The organism is Bartonella sp. OD88NMGDW, assembly GCF_042193775.1.
Lineage (GTDB): Bacteria > Pseudomonadota > Alphaproteobacteria > Rhizobiales > Rhizobiaceae > Bartonella > Bartonella grahamii.
Map to the genome: position 1 here is coordinate 77,358 of NZ_JBHIMA010000002.1, position 16,668 is coordinate 94,025.

The 16,668-nt window shown below is 37.8% G+C and carries 15 protein-coding genes; 10 read left to right on the top strand and 5 right to left on the bottom strand.

The genetic code is table 11. The features are described from left to right. Window positions 1-348 precede the first annotated feature (348 nt). The 4 genes from ilvD to ACFIJR_RS02020 form a co-directional block, all read right to left on the bottom strand. Window positions 349-2,187, bottom strand: coding sequence for a dihydroxy-acid dehydratase (gene ilvD, locus ACFIJR_RS02005; RefSeq protein WP_375653372.1), 1,839 nt, complete (start codon window positions 2,185-2,187; stop codon window positions 349-351). Between the two features lie 173 nt (window positions 2,188-2,360). Beyond that, window positions 2,361-2,513, bottom strand: coding sequence for a hypothetical protein (locus ACFIJR_RS02010; RefSeq protein ID WP_375625444.1), 153 nt, complete (start codon window positions 2,511-2,513; stop codon window positions 2,361-2,363). Between the two features lie 676 nt (window positions 2,514-3,189). Further along, entirely contained in the window at window positions 3,190-3,441 is a 252-nt protein-coding gene (locus tag ACFIJR_RS02015; RefSeq protein ID WP_012754519.1) for a DUF1150 domain-containing protein, read from the bottom strand. Between the two features lie 26 nt (window positions 3,442-3,467). Continuing rightward, window positions 3,468-3,899 carry an Hsp20 family protein gene (locus ACFIJR_RS02020; protein WP_375625445.1) on the bottom strand — a complete coding sequence of 144 codons (432 nt, stop codon included), beginning with the start codon at window positions 3,897-3,899 and terminating at the stop codon, window positions 3,468-3,470. Window positions 3,900-4,019: 120 nt separating this feature from the next. Here ACFIJR_RS02020 and nth point away from each other — a divergent pair, with 120 nt between their 5' ends. The 10 genes from nth (at window position 4,020) to ACFIJR_RS02070 (ending at window position 13,767) form a co-directional block, all read left to right on the top strand. After that, window positions 4,020-4,760, top strand: coding sequence for an endonuclease III (nth, locus tag ACFIJR_RS02025; protein WP_375625446.1), 741 nt, complete (start codon window positions 4,020-4,022; stop codon window positions 4,758-4,760). A gap of 154 nt (window positions 4,761-4,914) precedes the next feature. After that, entirely contained in the window at window positions 4,915-5,118 is a 204-nt protein-coding gene (gene rpmI / locus ACFIJR_RS02030; RefSeq protein WP_012754516.1) for a 50S ribosomal protein L35, read from the top strand. Between the two features lie 33 nt (window positions 5,119-5,151). Further along, entirely contained in the window at window positions 5,152-5,553 is a 402-nt protein-coding gene (rplT, locus tag ACFIJR_RS02035) for a 50S ribosomal protein L20 (protein WP_212111582.1), read from the top strand. A gap of 94 nt (window positions 5,554-5,647) precedes the next feature. After that, window positions 5,648-6,730 carry a phenylalanine--tRNA ligase subunit alpha gene (gene pheS, locus ACFIJR_RS02040; RefSeq protein ID WP_375653375.1) on the top strand — a complete coding sequence of 361 codons (1,083 nt, stop codon included), beginning with the start codon at window positions 5,648-5,650 and terminating at the stop codon, window positions 6,728-6,730. Between the two features lie 32 nt (window positions 6,731-6,762). After that, complete coding sequence (gene pheT, locus ACFIJR_RS02045) at window positions 6,763-9,177, top strand: phenylalanine--tRNA ligase subunit beta (RefSeq protein WP_375653377.1); 2,415 nt, start codon at window positions 6,763-6,765, stop codon at window positions 9,175-9,177. Between the two features lie 292 nt (window positions 9,178-9,469). Next, window positions 9,470-10,378 (top strand): metal ABC transporter substrate-binding protein, encoded by a 909-nt coding sequence (locus tag ACFIJR_RS02050; RefSeq protein ID WP_375653379.1) that lies wholly within the window; start codon window positions 9,470-9,472, stop codon window positions 10,376-10,378. After that, window positions 10,375-11,205, top strand: a complete 831-nt coding sequence (locus tag ACFIJR_RS02055) for a manganese/iron ABC transporter ATP-binding protein (protein WP_375653382.1) — start codon at window positions 10,375-10,377, stop codon at window positions 11,203-11,205. The genes ACFIJR_RS02050 and ACFIJR_RS02055 overlap by 4 nt, the downstream gene beginning before the upstream one ends. Continuing rightward, entirely contained in the window at window positions 11,202-12,068 is an 867-nt protein-coding gene (locus ACFIJR_RS02060; protein WP_375625452.1) for a metal ABC transporter permease, read from the top strand. The genes ACFIJR_RS02055 and ACFIJR_RS02060 overlap by 4 nt, the downstream gene beginning before the upstream one ends. After that, entirely contained in the window at window positions 12,065-12,970 is a 906-nt protein-coding gene (locus tag ACFIJR_RS02065; protein WP_012754509.1) for a metal ABC transporter permease, read from the top strand. The genes ACFIJR_RS02060 and ACFIJR_RS02065 overlap by 4 nt, the downstream gene beginning before the upstream one ends. A gap of 410 nt (window positions 12,971-13,380) precedes the next feature. Then, window positions 13,381-13,767: a YbaN family protein gene (locus tag ACFIJR_RS02070; RefSeq protein WP_375626219.1), complete on the top strand. Its 387-nt coding sequence runs from the start codon at window positions 13,381-13,383 to the stop codon at window positions 13,765-13,767. 1,546 nt (window positions 13,768-15,313) lie between these two features. Here the strand turns inward: ACFIJR_RS02070 and pncB are convergent. Next, window positions 15,314-16,618 (bottom strand): nicotinate phosphoribosyltransferase, encoded by a 1,305-nt coding sequence (gene pncB, locus ACFIJR_RS02075; protein WP_375653384.1) that lies wholly within the window; start codon window positions 16,616-16,618, stop codon window positions 15,314-15,316. Window positions 16,619-16,668 lie beyond the last annotated feature (50 nt).

The following is a 16,668-nucleotide window of genomic DNA, read 5'->3' on the forward strand; positions in this document are numbered from 1 at the left end:
TCACAGCTCTAAATGACAGTGTTTTACGGTATTGCAAGATAATGCCACCACTACAATAAATATCTTTCATAAATATGAGTAACAAGAAATCGTAATTTCGTATAAAATTGGAATATGATATGAAAAGTAATCATACCATATCTATCTTTATCTGTCTTACCTAGCTGCTAAAATAAGCAATCCTCAGCAGCTTTTAGTTGTATTGATAGCTTTTTAATCATACTCATCATGACTCGAAATATTCTGTTAAGTTCATAAACTCATAAAATAATTAGCTTAGAATATCGTGCAAAAGATGCAAAAAATCAGAATACTATCTCTCTTTTATAAGACGCGTCATTCATCTCATCAAATATTACGTACTGCACCCTTTGCAGCAGATGTGGTCATCGCTGCATAGGCTTTGAGAGCCTTTGAAACTTTACGCTGACGCTTCTCAATCGGTTGCCAAGCACCTTTTCCTTTTGCTTCCATCTTAGCACGGCGCTGCTTCATCTCAATATCATCCACCAACATATGAATTCTACGATTTGGAATATCAATTTCTATGATATCCCCCTCCTCTACCAACGCAATTTCTCCTCCTTCAGCAGCTTCTGGTGAAATATGTCCTATCGAAAGCCCTGAACTTCCCCCTGAAAAACGCCCATCTGTAACAAGTGCACAAACCTTGCCCAATCCTTTAGATTTGAGATAACTTGTTGGATAAAGCATTTCTTGCATTCCAGGTCCACCACGTGGACCTTCATAACGGATTAAAACAATTTCACCTGTTTTAATCTTATCAGTTAATATAGCTGAAACAGCTGAATCTTGGCTTTCAAAAATTCTTGCCGGACCTTTAAAAGTTAAGATTGATTGATCAACGCCTGCTGTTTTTACAATGCAGCCATCTTTTGCAAGATTTCCATAAAGAACTGCCAATCCTCCATCTTGTGAATATGCATGTTCCCTATCGCGAATCACACCTTTTTCACGATCAAGATCAAGGGTCTCATAGCGACAAGATTGGCTAAAAGCTGTCTGTGTTGGAATACCACCAGGAGCAGCACGATAAAATGTACGAACTGTTGGTTCATTAGTTTGTTTCACATCCCAACGGTAAAGAGCTTCTTTCATTGTTTTTGCGTGAACCGTATAAGTTGACGTATCAATGAGTCCTGCCGCATCCAGTTCACCTAAAAGCCCCATAATACCACCAGCGCGATGAACATCTTCCATATGTACATTCGCGACAGCAGGAGCAACCTTACATAAAATAGGAACACGACGTGAAAGATGATCAATATCCGTCATGGTAAAATCCACTTCACCTTCTTGCGCCGCGGCTAAAAGATGCAGTACTGTATTGGTTGATCCCCCCATAGCAATATCAACGGTCATTGCATTTTCAAAAGCCTTGCGTGAAGCAATAGAGCGCGGCAAGACTGTTTCATCATCTTTTTCATAATAACGTTTAACCAATGCAACAATCTGTTTTCCAGCTTCTTCAAAAAGCATCCGTCGATCTGCATGTGTTGCTAACATTGATCCATTTCCGGGAAGCGAAAGCCCCAATGCTTCCGTTAAGCAATTCATGGAGTTGGCTGTAAACATTCCTGAACAAGAACCACATGTAGGACAAGCAGCACGCTCCATTTCAGCAACTTCTTCTTCTGAATTCTGTTCTGAAGCTGCTGCGACCATGGCATCGACCAAATCAACCCTTAGATCTTGATCCTTCCATTTAATCTTACCTGCTTCCATAGGACCGCCAGAAACAAAGATTGTCGGAATATTCAACCGTAAAGCAGCCATTAACATACCAGGCGTAATTTTGTCACAATTAGAAATACAGACAAGTGCATCCGCACAATGTGCATTAACCATATACTCTACAGAATCAGCAATGATTTCACGTGAGGGCAAAGAATAGAGCATTCCATCGTGCCCCATCGCAATTCCATCATCTACAGCAATGGTATTAAATTCTTTCGCAACACCACCGGCAACTGCTATCTGTTGTGCGACTAATTGCCCAAGATCTTTTAAATGGACATGCCCTGGTACAAATTGTGTAAAAGAATTCGCAATCGCAATAATGGGTTTACCAAAATCAGTATCTTTCATCCCTGTTGCACGCCAAAGTCCGCGGGCTCCTGCCATATTACGCCCGTGGGTCGATATTCTTGAACGGTAAGAAGGCATTATTTTTTTCCCCTCAAATAATTCCATTTTGCTTGTTGTGCTGTAACTTCATTATAAAAACAAGAGCTTTAATATTCAAAAGAGAAAAATACCTTGTACTGAGGCATTTGAAGCACAAAATTAAAAGCTCTGCATAAACTTTTTCATAAAGCCTTTGTTTTTCTTATTACCTGTTAATCAACATCTAATCCCTGTGCAATTCCACGTTTGAGACAAATATCAAAACGCTTCAGTGTGGCACGAACTGTTCCAGATTTTTGTATGCCAGATTTGGCCAGATTTGGTAAGTATATTGCATCTATCTGTTTGCGTAATTTCTGGAACAAGAAGACAGCCTAATTTGGAAAGAATATAAAAGCATCATGTAAAAATCTATCATCTCCTTACAATTCAGCTTTACACTTTTCAAAAGCATTCATAGCAATATCTTTTTAATAATGATGACGCATTATCTCATGCTTTTGTTTTTACACTCTTCAATGGAGTTACTCCCCTTAGGAAGAACAGAACACCCCAAACAAAATACACTTTTATAGCCTTCATGTACTCATTTTAAAGAAACATCTTTCAATGCGCTCGAGCCCATTTCACGATAGCGCCCATGAATGGTATAACAGCCCCCGTGAATAATATAAATCTATAAGGGACATCTTCACATTTATGAAGAAGCAAACTGACACCATCATACATTTTTTCATCCCCAATATTGCGAACATCCTTGGTAATTAAGACAATTAACAAGAGATATTTTTATTCCTTCCTTCAAGCGTTTTTATCTAAATGGCTTTCCCTGCGTGTGACATACAAGCAAGTGACTTTAATTGTTTTAATACAAGAGGATCTAAAATGAGAGAACCTTATGATATTCGGGACTCTCATTCCAGTTGTAAAAAATTAATTATGAATATAAACCAATACTTATCTCATTATAACTCACATTACACCCTTTACGAAAAAACAGATAGAATTTATAAAGAGTACAGCTTTTTCTCGTAAGATAATCTAGTGCAGAGTTACAATTTGTAGTTCATGCTCATTGGCTCCAGCAAGAGCGATAGAACGCTCATCGGATAAAATGATAGGATAACCTGTTTCACCAAAGAGAGCCCATATCGTAATTCCTGGGGTCATTGGTGGAAGATCTGGAAAATTTTTAGCCAAATCATCTGTACAAACTTTTTTTAAATAGGCAATCTGTCCCGCATCAGAGTAGGATGTGTTCTGAAACGACAAGTTCTGTTTATGTTCTCCCATTTCACTGTTCCTTTACGCCTTAACTTTTATGACTCACCACTACTGACTTTAATTGGAATCTGTTTTATTTCTTTTTTTAACTTTGGTTGATACAGATTAATTGATAAAAGACCATTTTTCAACTCTGCATTTGTAACATGCATCCCTTCCGCGAGAACAAAGGTTCGCTGAAATTGTCGCGCAGCTATACCGCGATATAAATATTGATGATTTTGGTTGTCTGTTTGTTTACCATGAATAACCAATTGATTATCATCGAGCAAAATATTAAGATGGTTAACCTTAAATCCAGCAACAGCCAAAGTTATCCGGATATGATTTGCATCATCATTTTTATGTAAACGTTCAATATTATAGGCTGGGTAAGCCTCATCAGCTTTACCGATACGTTGCAATATTTTTTCTACGGTTTCAAACCCTAAAAGAAAGGGATTGGAGAAAGGTGTCACATGTGTCATTCATGAGTATCCTCTTTAAAACGGCTTTACTTGACCAAACTCTATAAAAGTGTTCGCTGCATTCCTCTCATATGGCGAGCGTAAATGATAACTTCAAGAGAGAAGATTTAAGAGAGTTCAATGCCTCAAAGTACCATAAAATTGTCAAAAGTGCGAAATTTATCTGGTATATTATATAATGAAAATGAAATTGCAGAAATATTTCGCCGTTTTTCTGTGCAACGCCCAGCGCCTAAGAGTGATCTTATCTATACAAATATTTTTACGCTTTTGGTTGCCGTTGTGCTTTCGGCTCAAGCGACAGATGTAAGCGTTAATAAAGCGACAAAAGAATTATTTCGCCTTGCTGATCAACCGGAAAAAATGGTTGCATTAGGAGAAGAAGAAATAGCACATCATATCCGTTCAATTGGTCTTTGGCGAGCAAAAGCACGCAATGTTTATGCACTTTGCAACTGTTTAATTGATTGTTATGGCGGTCAAGTACCTGATACGCGTGAAGCACTTATGTCCCTTCCTGGAGTGGGGCGCAAAACAGCTAATGTTGTTTTGAATGTTGCTTTTGGTCAGCCTACATTGGCAGTGGATACACATATTTTTCGCTTAAGCAATCGTCTTGGTTTAGCGCCTGGCAAAACACCAGAGATTGTTGAGAAAAAATTATTAAAGATTATACCAATCCATTATCTTCGTCATGCACATCATTGGCTGATTTTACATGGACGCTATGTTTGCCAAGCACGTAAAGCACAATGTAGGCAATGCATTATTGCTGATCTATGTAAAGCAGCTATCAAAACAAATGCTATTCCGGCACCTTTAGTTGAGCTTCAAGGCAATGGAGCTCCGATTTTTTTGTAATACGGTCTTGCTATTTTGTGTATACTAGCTTATGGAAACACTATTAGAACCGCCCGGCAGGGCATGCCGTGGCTGTTTAAATGCTTGTTCAAGCGTTGGTCCGCTTGAGTGAATAAGATGTTTGATTGAATAAATTAATGTATGGAGTAGCAAAATGCCCAAGATGAAGACCAAATCATCCGCTAAAAAGCGGTTTAAAATCACTGCGTCAGGCAAAATTAAAGTAGCAGCTGCCGGTAAGCGCCACGGCATGATTAAGCGTTCGAATAAATTTATTCGCGATGCACGTGGAACAATGGTTTTGTGTGAACAAGATGCTAAAAAAGTCGTTCAGCATTATTTGCCGAATGGTGTTTAAACCTTACGCTTTTGATTTTGAGGAGATTATAATATGGCACGTGTGAAAAGAGGTGTGACAGCACACGCTAAGCACAAAAAAGTTCTTAAACAGGCTGAAGGTTTTTACGGTCGTCGTAAAAATACCATTCGTGCAGCTAAAGCAGCAGTTGATCGTTCAAAGCAATACGCTTATCGTGATCGCAAAAATAGGAAACGTACTTTCCGTGCTTTGTGGATTCAGAGAATTAATGCGGCTGTTCGCGCAGAAGGTTTAACTTATGGACGTTTTATTGATGGTTTATCAAAAGCCGGTATTGAGGTTGATCGTAAGGTTCTTTCAGATATAGCGATCTATGAGACAGAAGCATTTTCTGCTTTAGTAGCTTCGGCAAAAAAGGCTTTGGAATATTTAAAAGATACGACACCTAATGCTTTCGAAGGCGCTGTCAAATAAGCCAGTCGTGTTCTCTTAAAGCATTCATTTATTCGAGGTCCCGTGCTGGCTATTGCGAGTGCGGGTTTTTCTTTATTAAAAAATAGGCAAAAATATGAATGATATTGAGCGTCTGGAACAAGAAATTTGTTTAGCCTTAGAGGCAGCAGGTGATGAACAAGCACTTGAGGAAGTGCGTATTGCAGCATTGGGTAAAAAAGGTAGCATCTCTGAAAAATTAAAAGCATTAGGAAAAATGGATGCTAGCGAGCGCCATAAAGTTGGACCAGTTCTTAATGGATTAAAAAATCGTATTTTAGAATTATGGGCGCAAAAGCGTGATCTTCTGAAAAGACAGGCAATGGATGCCCGTCTTTCTCGTGAAACGGTTGATGTTACCTTGCCTGTTCGCTCTTCACCTATAGAACGGGGACGCATTCATCCTATTTCACAGGTGATTGAGGAAATTATTGTCATTTATACGAAGTTGGGTTTTTCTCTTGCAGAGGGACCTGATATTGAAACAGATTATTATAATTTTACGGCATTGAATTTTCCTGAAGGGCATCCAGCACGCGAAATGCATGATACCTTCTTTTTTGATGTCGATAAAATGGGAGAACGAAAATTATTGCGGACCCATACATCACCCGTACAAATTCGCACACTAGAAAAACAAAAAGCACCGATACGGATCATTATTCCTGGAAAAACTTACCGCATGGATTCGGATGCAACACATTCTCCCATGTTCCATCAGGTAGAAGGTCTTGTCATTGATAAAACCTCCACCATTGCCCATATGATGTGGTTACATGAAACCTTTTGTAAAGAATTTTTTGAAGTTCCCTCTGTAAAAATGCGTTTTCGTCCCTCTTTTTTCCCTTTTACCGAACCATCTATGGAAGTGGATATTCAATGTGATCGTTCTGGTTCAGAAGTAAAATTCGGAGAAGGACAGGATTGGTTGGAAATTTTAGGATGCGGAATGGTGCATCCTCATGTGTTGAAAAATGTTGGTTTAGATCCCGATGAATATCAAGGCTTTGCTTGGGGAATGGGCATTGATCGTATTGCCATGTTGAAATACGGTATGCCTGATTTACGGGCTTTTTTTGATGCCGATCTGCGTTGGTTAGACCATTATGGCTTTCGTTGCTTTGATATGCCTGCTTTTTTTCCTAATAGAAATATGTGATCTTAGTCATCGCTTTCATGTGAGGTTTTAAAATGAAATTTACATTGTCGTGGTTAAAAGATCACTTAGAGACAAATGCATCTTTGGATGAAATTTGTGAGAAACTAACAGCTATAGGTCTTGAGGTTGATTACGTTGATGATCGGTCTTCTTTAAAAGGTTTTGTGATTGCAAAAGTTTTAACTGCAATAAAACATCCTGATGCAGATAAACTCCAGATTCTGTCCGTCGATACAGGGATTTCTACACCTGTTCAAGTTGTCTGTGGAGCACCAAATGCGCGTGCAGGTCTTGTTGGTGTTCTGGCACTACCAGGCACTTATATTTCAGGACTCGATGTGACATTATCTGTAGGAAAAATCCGCGGTGTTGAAAGTTTTGGGATGATGTGTTCGCAAGCGGAGCTTGAATTATCAAATGAACATGACGGGATTATCGAACTTCCAGAAGATGCACCTATTGGAGATTCATTTGCAGCTTATGCTGGTTTAGATGATCCGATTATTGATATTGGTTTGACCCCCAATCGCTCTGATTGTACAGGTGTTCGTGGTATTGCCCGTGATCTTGCTGCCACCGGAATGGGAAAATTAAAAGAATTATCCTTGTCAAAATTTGAACCTTCCTTTGAAACACCTCTCGATATTTCATTAGATTTTTCACAAGATTCATCATTATGTTTAGGTTTTGCTTGGCGTGAAGTTCGCAATGTTCAAAATGGAGCATCGCCACAGTGGATGCAACAGCGTTTGAATGCAATTGGTTTGAGACCGATTAATGCGCTTGTTGATATGACCAATTACATCAGTTTTGACCTTGGTCGTCCACTCCATGTTTTTGATGCAGATAAAATTAAAGGTAATTTGTGTGTACGTTGTGCTCGTCAGGGAGAACAGCTTCAAGCACTGAACGGAAAAATCTATCATTTGGGCGCTAAGAATTGTGTCATTGCAGATGACGATGGGATTGTTTCGATTGCCGGTATCATGGGCGGTGAAAGAACGAGTTGTGATGAAACAACACATCGTGTTATTATTGAATCGGCGCTTTGGGATGCGAAAAACATTGCACAAACAGGAAGAGCATTAGGTCTTATCAGTGATGCGCGTTATCGATTTGAACGAGGTGTTGATCCGGCTTTTATGGAAACAGGGCTTGAGATTGCAACAGAATTGGTCTTACGTCTTTGTGGTGGTGAAGTATCTAAGAAGAGGATCGCTGGCTATCAGCAACAAGAAATCAAACAGATCGTTTTTCCTTTTTCTGAAATTAAACGTTTAACCAATTTGGAAATAGAGCCTGAAAAAGTCATCTCTATTTTAACAAAACTTGGATTTTTCGTTGAAGGAAAAGGAGATGTCGTTACAGTAAAAGTACCATCATGGCGCCCTGATATTATGGGGAAAGCCGATTTGGTGGAAGAAGTCATGAGGATTTATGGGCTAGATAAAATTAAACCTATTCCTTTGGAAAACTTCGCAGAAGGAAAAGATCAAATTTTAACATGCGCACAAATTCGTTCACGTGCTACACGTTTGGCTTTAGTGCAACGTGGTATGAAAGAAGCGGTAACATGGTCTTTTATTTCTGAAAATCAAGCTCTTGCTTTTGGAGGAGGTCAAGAAGAGCTTAAATTGGTTAATCCTATTGCTGCTGATATGTCAATGATGCGTCCTTCCCTTTTACCTGGTTTGATTATGGCGGCACAGAGAAATGCTGATCGTGGTTTTTCCGATCTTGCTTTGTTTGAAGTTTCCAATATTTATGAAGGCGATACCCCTGATAAACAACACCGTGTTGTTAGTGGGATTCGTCGTGGAACAGAGCAATTTAAAGGGGCTGGTCGTTTTTGGAATGGAAATGCAACCGTCGTTGATGTTTTTGATGCCAAAGCAGATGCTTTAGCTATTTTAGAGGCATGCGATATGGATGTTGGAAAAGTGCAGATTGAAGTTGGAGCGCCCGATTGGTATCATCCTGGTCGTTCAGGTGTCATAAAACTTGGATCAAAGATTATTCTTGGTTTTTTTGGTGTTTTTCATCCTGCTACATTAGAAAAGTTAGATGTCAGTGGCCCTTTATGCGGCTTTGAAATTTTTCTAGACAGAATTCCAGAATCAAAGAAAAAAACGACCAAAAGCCGTCCTCCTTTGAAACTCTCACCTTTTCAAATGGTGCGGCGTGATTTTGCCTTTATAGCGGATAAAACTGTTGCCTCTTCTCTTATTATTCGTGCGGCAAGTGGAGCCGATAAAAAACTTATTCATTCAGTGCAGATTTTTGATATTTTTGAAGATTTAAGCTTTGGCGAAGATAAAAAATCTGTTGCGATTGAAGTAACTATTCAGCCCATAGAACGGACTCTAACAGATGAAGATTTAGAAAAGCTTGCCTTAAAGATCGTGGATAATGTTACCAAAATGACAGGTGCATATTTGCGCTACTGAGTATTTTCATTTTTTATGAGATATTTTACATGAAGTGGGAGCATTTTTGAGTGCTCCCTTTTTATTTGGCATTCAAGAGCGATAGAGCTTCTTGAAAGCGGTGCTCCTTACCAAAACAAGCTGCTTAAATCATCAATTTTTTCAATATGAAAAAAACTATTTCTAAACATCTTGAAAAGTTATTTTTTCTCTTAATCCTTCATTGCAAATGTAAAAGATAACTGCTATTGCTAAATGATAATGCAAATTATTTGCAATAAAAAAGAAAGCATATAGAGGAAAGAGAGAATCAATGAACGTAAAAACGTTTTTCAGCATAGTTTTTGGAAGTGTTATTTTTTTTACACCCAATTTTGCTTTGTGTGCTGGTAAATTTAAAGCTGTTACGACATTCACTATCATTGCTGATATGGCACGCAATGTAGCAGGTGATGCCGCTGAGGTTGAATCCATTACAAAACCAGGTGCGGAAATTCATGAATATCAACCCACCCCACGCGATCTTATGCGTGCTCAGGGAGCTAACCTTGTATTGTGGAATGGATTAGAGTTAGAGCTTTGGTTTGAAAAGTTTTTTCAAAACATCAAGGATGTTCCAAGTGTTGTTGTTTCAAAAGGTATTGTACCCATTAAAATTGGTGATGGCCCCTTTAGCGGCAAACCCAATCCTCATGCTTGGATGTCACCAACCTCTGCTTTGATTTACGTTGATAATATTCGCGATGCTTTTGTGAAATATGATCCTGAACATGCTGCTATTTATAAAGAAAATGCTGAAATTTATAAACAGAAAATTCGTGCAACAATTGATCCAATTAGGGCTGAATTAGAAGCCGTACCACAAGATAAACGTTGGCTTGTGACCAGTGAGGGAGCATTTAGCTATTTGGCGCGTGATTTTAATCTAAAAGAACTTTATTTATGGCCCATCAATGCTGACCAGCAAGGAACACCACAGCAAGTCAAGCATGTTATTGATATGGTTCGCAAATACAATATTCATGCAGTTTTTTCTGAAAGCACTATTTCCCCTGCACCTGCTAAGCAGGTTGCCAGAGAAACAGGAGCTAAATACGGTGGTGTTCTTTATGTTGATTCTTTAAGTGAGAAAAATGGTGAGGTACCCACTTATATTGATTTATTACGTGTCACGAGTGGGCGTATTAGCAATGCTTTAGTAGAGGGAGTAAAAAGCCAATGACGGAATGTGGAATATTTGCCCAAGGAGTAACGGTAACGTATCGTAATGGACATACAGCTTTACGTGAAGTGAATTTTGAAAGTCCAAAGGGTTCTATTACGGCATTGGTTGGTGTTAATGGATCCGGTAAGTCAACGTTATTTAAAGCAATTATGGGGTTTGTACGCCCCTCAAAGGGAAAAATTCGCATGTTTGATTTGCCCGTTGATATAGCTTTGAAAAAAAACCTCATTGCTTATGTTCCTCAAAGTGAAGATGTTGATTGGAATTTTCCTGTCTTGGTTGAAGATGTTGTATTGATGGGGCGGTACGGTCATATGAATTTCTTTCGCTATGCCCGTACACAAGATTATGAAGCCGTTCGTATTGCCTTAGAACGTGTTGATATGTTGGCTTTTGCCAAGCGCCAAATTGGAGAACTTTCTGGTGGACAGAAAAAGCGTGTTTTCCTAGCACGCGCTCTTGCACAGAAAGCAAAAGCTATTTTATTAGATGAGCCATTTACAGGGGTTGACGTTACAACAGAAGATAAAATCATTGCTTTGTTACAAGATCTTCGTAAAGAAGGAGCAGTGATCTTGGTTTCAACTCACAATTTGGGTTCTGTTCGCGAATTTTGTGATCATACAGTTTTAATAAAAGGAACCGTTTTAGCTTCTGGGTTAACAGAAAAAATCTTTACAAAGGAAAATCTGGAGAAAACTTTTGGAGGGTCTTTGCACCACCATATTTTTGATCTTCAAAGCACAAAAAAAAATGATGTTTTCATGGGAAGAAAGCAGGCTGCAGTTTGTGAAGATATTGAAAGAGTGGAGAACGTTGCATGATTTCTTGGTTGCTTGAGCCACTGAGCTATCAATATATGGTGAATGCAATGTGGGTTTCTGGATTAGTTGGGTGTGTTTGTGCCTTTCTTTCAGCTTTTTTGATGTTAAAAGGTTGGTCATTAATTGGTGATGCTCTTTCCCATTCGATTGTTCCTGGTGTAGCAGGAGCTTACCTTTTAGGGTTACCTTTTTCACTCGGTGCTTTTTTTTCTGGTGGTCTTGCAGCAGCAGCAATGCTCTTTTTTAACCACCGGACAAAGCTGAAAGAAGATACCATTATTGGACTCATTTTTTCTTCCTTTTTTGCCTTTGGGTTGTTTCTCAAATCATTAAAACCAATGGCTGTTAATATTGATACGATTGTTTTGGGAAATATTTTAGCCGTCAGTTCATCAGATATTCTACAATTGGCTTTTATCGGCTTTTTTTCGTTGCTTATATTGCTTTTGAAATGGAAAGATCTTCTTGTTTCGTTATTTGATGAAACGCATGCGCATGCCATTGGATTAAATGTAAAGTTTTTAAAGATTCTCTTTTTCACATTACTTGCTGCTTGTACTGTTGCTGCTATGCAAACCGTTGGAGCGTTCTTGGTTATTTGTCTTGTTGTGACACCTGGGGCAACAGCCTATCTTTTAAGTGATCGTTTCGTGAATATCTTGGTTATTGCAGTTATAATTGGAACATTTACGAGTGTTTTGGGTGTTTATGTGAGTTATTTTTTAAATGCACAAACGGGGGGGGTTGTTGTGCTTTTTCAAGCATCTTTATTTGTTTTGGCTTTTATTTTTGCTCCTAAACATGGGTATATTGCTGCGCGCTTACGCATAAATGCGGCAAAAAAGGGTGTAATATTATCATGATTGATCAATTACTGCTTCCGTTTCAGTTTTCTTTTATGCTTAAGGGTATGCTTATTGTCATGATTCTTTCTATTCCCATGGCGATGCTTTCCTGTTTTCTTATTTTGAAAGGATGGGCGCTGTTAGGCGATGCCATTTCTCATGCAGTTTTTCCAGGTGTTGTTGTTGGCTATATGACAACACCATGGGTAATCGCATTTTTAACTTCTTTGCCATTTGCTTGGTTTCAGCATATGCGTCCAGAGAACATTACAATGACTCTGATTACTTGCGGTGCTTTTGTTGCAGGAATGGTGTGTGCACTATTAACGGGTTTTTTAGGGAGCAATAGCCGTATCAAACAGGACACGGTAATGGGTGTGGTATTTTCTTCGATGTTTGGTTTGGGGCTTGTTTTAGCCACGTCTATTTATAGTAGCTTAGATTTGAATCATATTCTATTTGGTAATCTTTTGGGTGTTAACTGGCTTGATATAACACAAACGGCGATTATTTCTGCTGTTGTCACTTTCATTTTAGCAGCAAAATGGCGCGACTTTATGCTGTATATTTTTGATACAGTTCAAGGACATGCAATGGGGTTACCAATATCTCTACTCCACTATACCCTTCTAACGATGATTTCTCTTACAATTGTTGCGGCTCTGAAAGCTGTAGGTATCGTGCTCGTTATTTCTTTACTGATAGCACCAGGAGCAATTGCTTATCTTGTTACAAAGCGGTTTTCTTTTATGTTAATGATCGCGATACTTGTTGCAGCTTTTTCTGGTTTTTTAGGGATTTATCTCAGCTTATTTATCGGCTCTGATTCTGCTTCCACAATTGTGTTGATCTTGACGTTGATTTTTATGGCTATTTTCATGATGATTTTCTTTCGTCAAAACACAGTTCAAGAAACTTGAAAGTGTTAAATTTCATGCATATCAGCCATGCATTTTTATATATTGTTTCTCATTTTTATTTTAATTAGAGTTCGGGGTGCTAGGTTATTTTTCCTCCTAATGTCTAGCAGGTGAATGCAGTGCATTTTCTCCCCCCCCCAACGCTGCATTCTTAATTAAGAGGCTGCATTGATTTATTCTGCAGCCTTTTTATTTTTTTGATTTTCTAAAATCTCTTCTCTTTTCTTGAAATCATTTAAAATGATTATCATATTGCGTAAGCTATTCGGTATTTTCAAGGAACTTATAACAGCAAAGACGCTTACGCATAAAAGGGTAGAACGTAATTGTGCACTCGGACATGTAAACAGAAAAAAACAGATACAATGTTTTTGTAGAAGGTTTTGCGTAGAGGAAAATAGTACGAGAAAATGAAAAACGATTTGAAGATATCGCATCTTTTGCGTATCTGCTATTATATAGCAGGTTGGATAATGGTTATATTAGGTATTATCGGTGTAGTATTACCTATTATGCCAACTGTGCCTTTTTTATTGGTTGCCTCATGGTGTTTTACGCGTTCTTCTCCACGTTTTCATCAATGGTTGAATAATCATCGTATTTTTGGTCCCCCTCTTAAGCGATGGGAAGAAAAAAAAGCAATCTCTCCATTCGTTAAAGTTTTTGCAATGATGAGTATGACAGGAGGATTTTTATCCTTTTTCGTAATGGTACACCCTCCTTTATGGATTTCCTTACTTGTTGCGGTTATATTATTGCTAATTGGCATTTATATTGTAACACGTCCATCTTCATAAGGATAGAAAAGGCTTTATGAGATATTCTTTTTAGCTTCGACTTATTTGTAAAAACTATGAGGACTTTTAAGTTTTGAATATAAGCTCTCCATATCCAAAATGCATATGAAGTAGTAAGCTTTTTGAAAGCAATTAATTAATAATATGTTTGTGAAATGATTTTTATGAACAAAGAAGACTGTTTACGCACACTCAAAATGTTCTCACTTGGATAAACCACATTCATGAAAGAGAGTCATTATTTTTATAAGACATGTTTGTATGAATCTCTATATATACGTCATTGAAAAGTCATTGATATGATAGCCTTTTCTTTCTAAAAAGACGTTTCGTTTGTTTTCATATCTCTTAATGAGGATATAATACAAAGCTTACTAAACATCATCATTTTATACTTATACAGTTAAGAAACCGGTCTATTATATCAATCTTTAATGTTACATCTGTTCTTAGCTTAAGGATAATTCTTAAAAAACAACAGAATTTTTCAGATGGTTTTATGCATACACGCATTCTTATTATAATATGCGAATAAATAAATTCTCTATCTTTGTATAAGTTTATTCGAAATAAAAATATTATTGCATTCTCTGTTTGTTAATGAAGTCATGCCCCCCATGTAAAACAAAAGGTCTCCCAAATCATGTTATTTACACATTTATTTTTATGAAACATTTCTCAACGCTTTACGCATTTCATGATAGCAGACCATACATTGGATAAAGTAAAATCTCCTGTAAAGTTTATAAAATCTATTTGGGCACTATCATCCTTGCCTTGCAAAATGCACACTGATAGTCACCATGCTATTTGTCATCCTCCAATGTTGCCTTAGCAATTCCTAATGTTACAATTGTAGCTTATCATTTGGTTTTGTATATTTTGACACTAGTTTTTTTACCAATTTATTTTTTTTCAAAGAATTTTAAAGGTGTTCTCAAAGGGATTTCAAAGCCTTTTTTCATTTTTACTATGGAAACGCATTTTTTCTGATTTTCGGTAATTTTTGCAATTTTAGGCGTCAAAATTTATTTTGACAAAATGCGCATTTAATGGTCAAAATTGTACATAAAAACAACAAATTACCACGTATTCCTACTTAATCCTATCTCTTCCCACTTAGTACAAAACCTACTGTCGAGCTACAACAACAACCCTTAAAAATTGAAAATCTTCATACACGCAAGGAGATTAGTGTGCTTGATTTAACAGGGTTGAAATGAGAAAAATTTATGATATTCGCGCTCATTCAACATGCAAAATGATAGTATCTTGTTATGCCGTATAACACCGTTATTTATGAAAATGATATAAGGAAGCCCCCTTGGCTAAACTTCCCTAGCACGTTAAGTATTTTTTTAAATCTGATCTGTCGATCCTTATGTAAGTGAAGCGTATGCGTGGTAGCCCAAGTAGAATCTGCTCAAAAAACAGCCGAACTATTTACAGACCAGCAAAGGTTAAGAACCCCATCTTTAGGGCAGGACAAAAATCAATCTTATAAACAATATGGTGAGTCAATATACTCGTTTTAAAGAACCGGAAACTACGTCTTTATAGATCTAGCAATTCGCTTTTTATTACTAAAAAAATTGAGATAACGTTGTACTTCTTTTGAATTACCGATCGTTTTTTCAGGATTATCTGAAAGTTTTACGGCTGGTCGACCATTAGCATAGGTCACCTTACAAACAAGGGAAAGAGCATCAAGAGTTTCGATTTCCTGAGGTGCACAGCCTGTAAAGTCATTGGTAAGATCCGTGCCCCATCCAAAACTCATGCGCACTCTACCATGGAAATGATGATAGGTTTTTTCAATTGTATTGACATCAAGAGCATCAGAAAAAATTAAAAGTTTTTCGCGTGGATCTTTTCCTTTTTCTTTCCACCATTGAATAATACGTTCGCCACCTTCAATAGGGGGCGCACTATCGGGTCTGAAACCTGTCCAATCAGCGACCCAATCTGGTGCATTGCGTAAAAATGCTTCTGTACCAAAGGTATCAGGTAAAACAATGAGAAGATTTCCACCATAATAACGGTTCCAATCTTGCAAGACTTGATATGGAGCTCTGCGTAATTCATCATCGTTGTTGCTGAGAGCCGCAATAACCATGGGCAATTCGTGTGCATTGGTTCCAAGAGCTTCTAAATCCGTATCCATGGCAAGAAGAACATTAGAAGTTCCAGTAAAAGAATTACCAATGCCTTCTTTTAATGCTTCCACACACCAGCGCTGCCATAAAAAAGAATGGCGACGCCTTGTCCCAAAGTCAGATATTTTAATATCAGGCAATTTTTTGAGACGTTCAACTTTACTCCACATTTTTGCTTTAGCACGCGCATAAAGTACATCAAGAGCAAAACGATCTAGTTTTTTGAGAGCTGCACGTGAACGTAATTCACTGATAATAGCAAGGGCTGGAATTTCCCACATAGAGCTATGAGCCCACGAACCATAAAAATGAAGCATATATTGGCCATCTTTGCGGGTTAGTTCATATTCTGGGAGTTGAAAATTCTCAAGCAACTGAAGAAAATCCGGTTCAAAAATTTGTTTGCGTCCATAAAATGTATTACCAGCAAGCCAGATCATTTCTTTTTTTGTAAAGCGCAAACTAAGAGCATGATCAAGTTGAGCACGTAATTCACTCTCATCAATATCATCGGCAAGACGTATTGTTTTAGAGCGATTTATGAGGGAAAAAGTAACATTAACATCAGGATACAACCCCCAAATCATCTGTACCATAAGAAGCTTATAAAAATCCGTATCGAGAAGTGAACGAATAATGGGATCAAGTTTCCAAGTATGATTGTAAACACGTCTAGCAATATCCGGATGATTCATAACCCTTTTTCTTTCAGTCTCATAGAATCTAAAATTATTGTGCACCAATA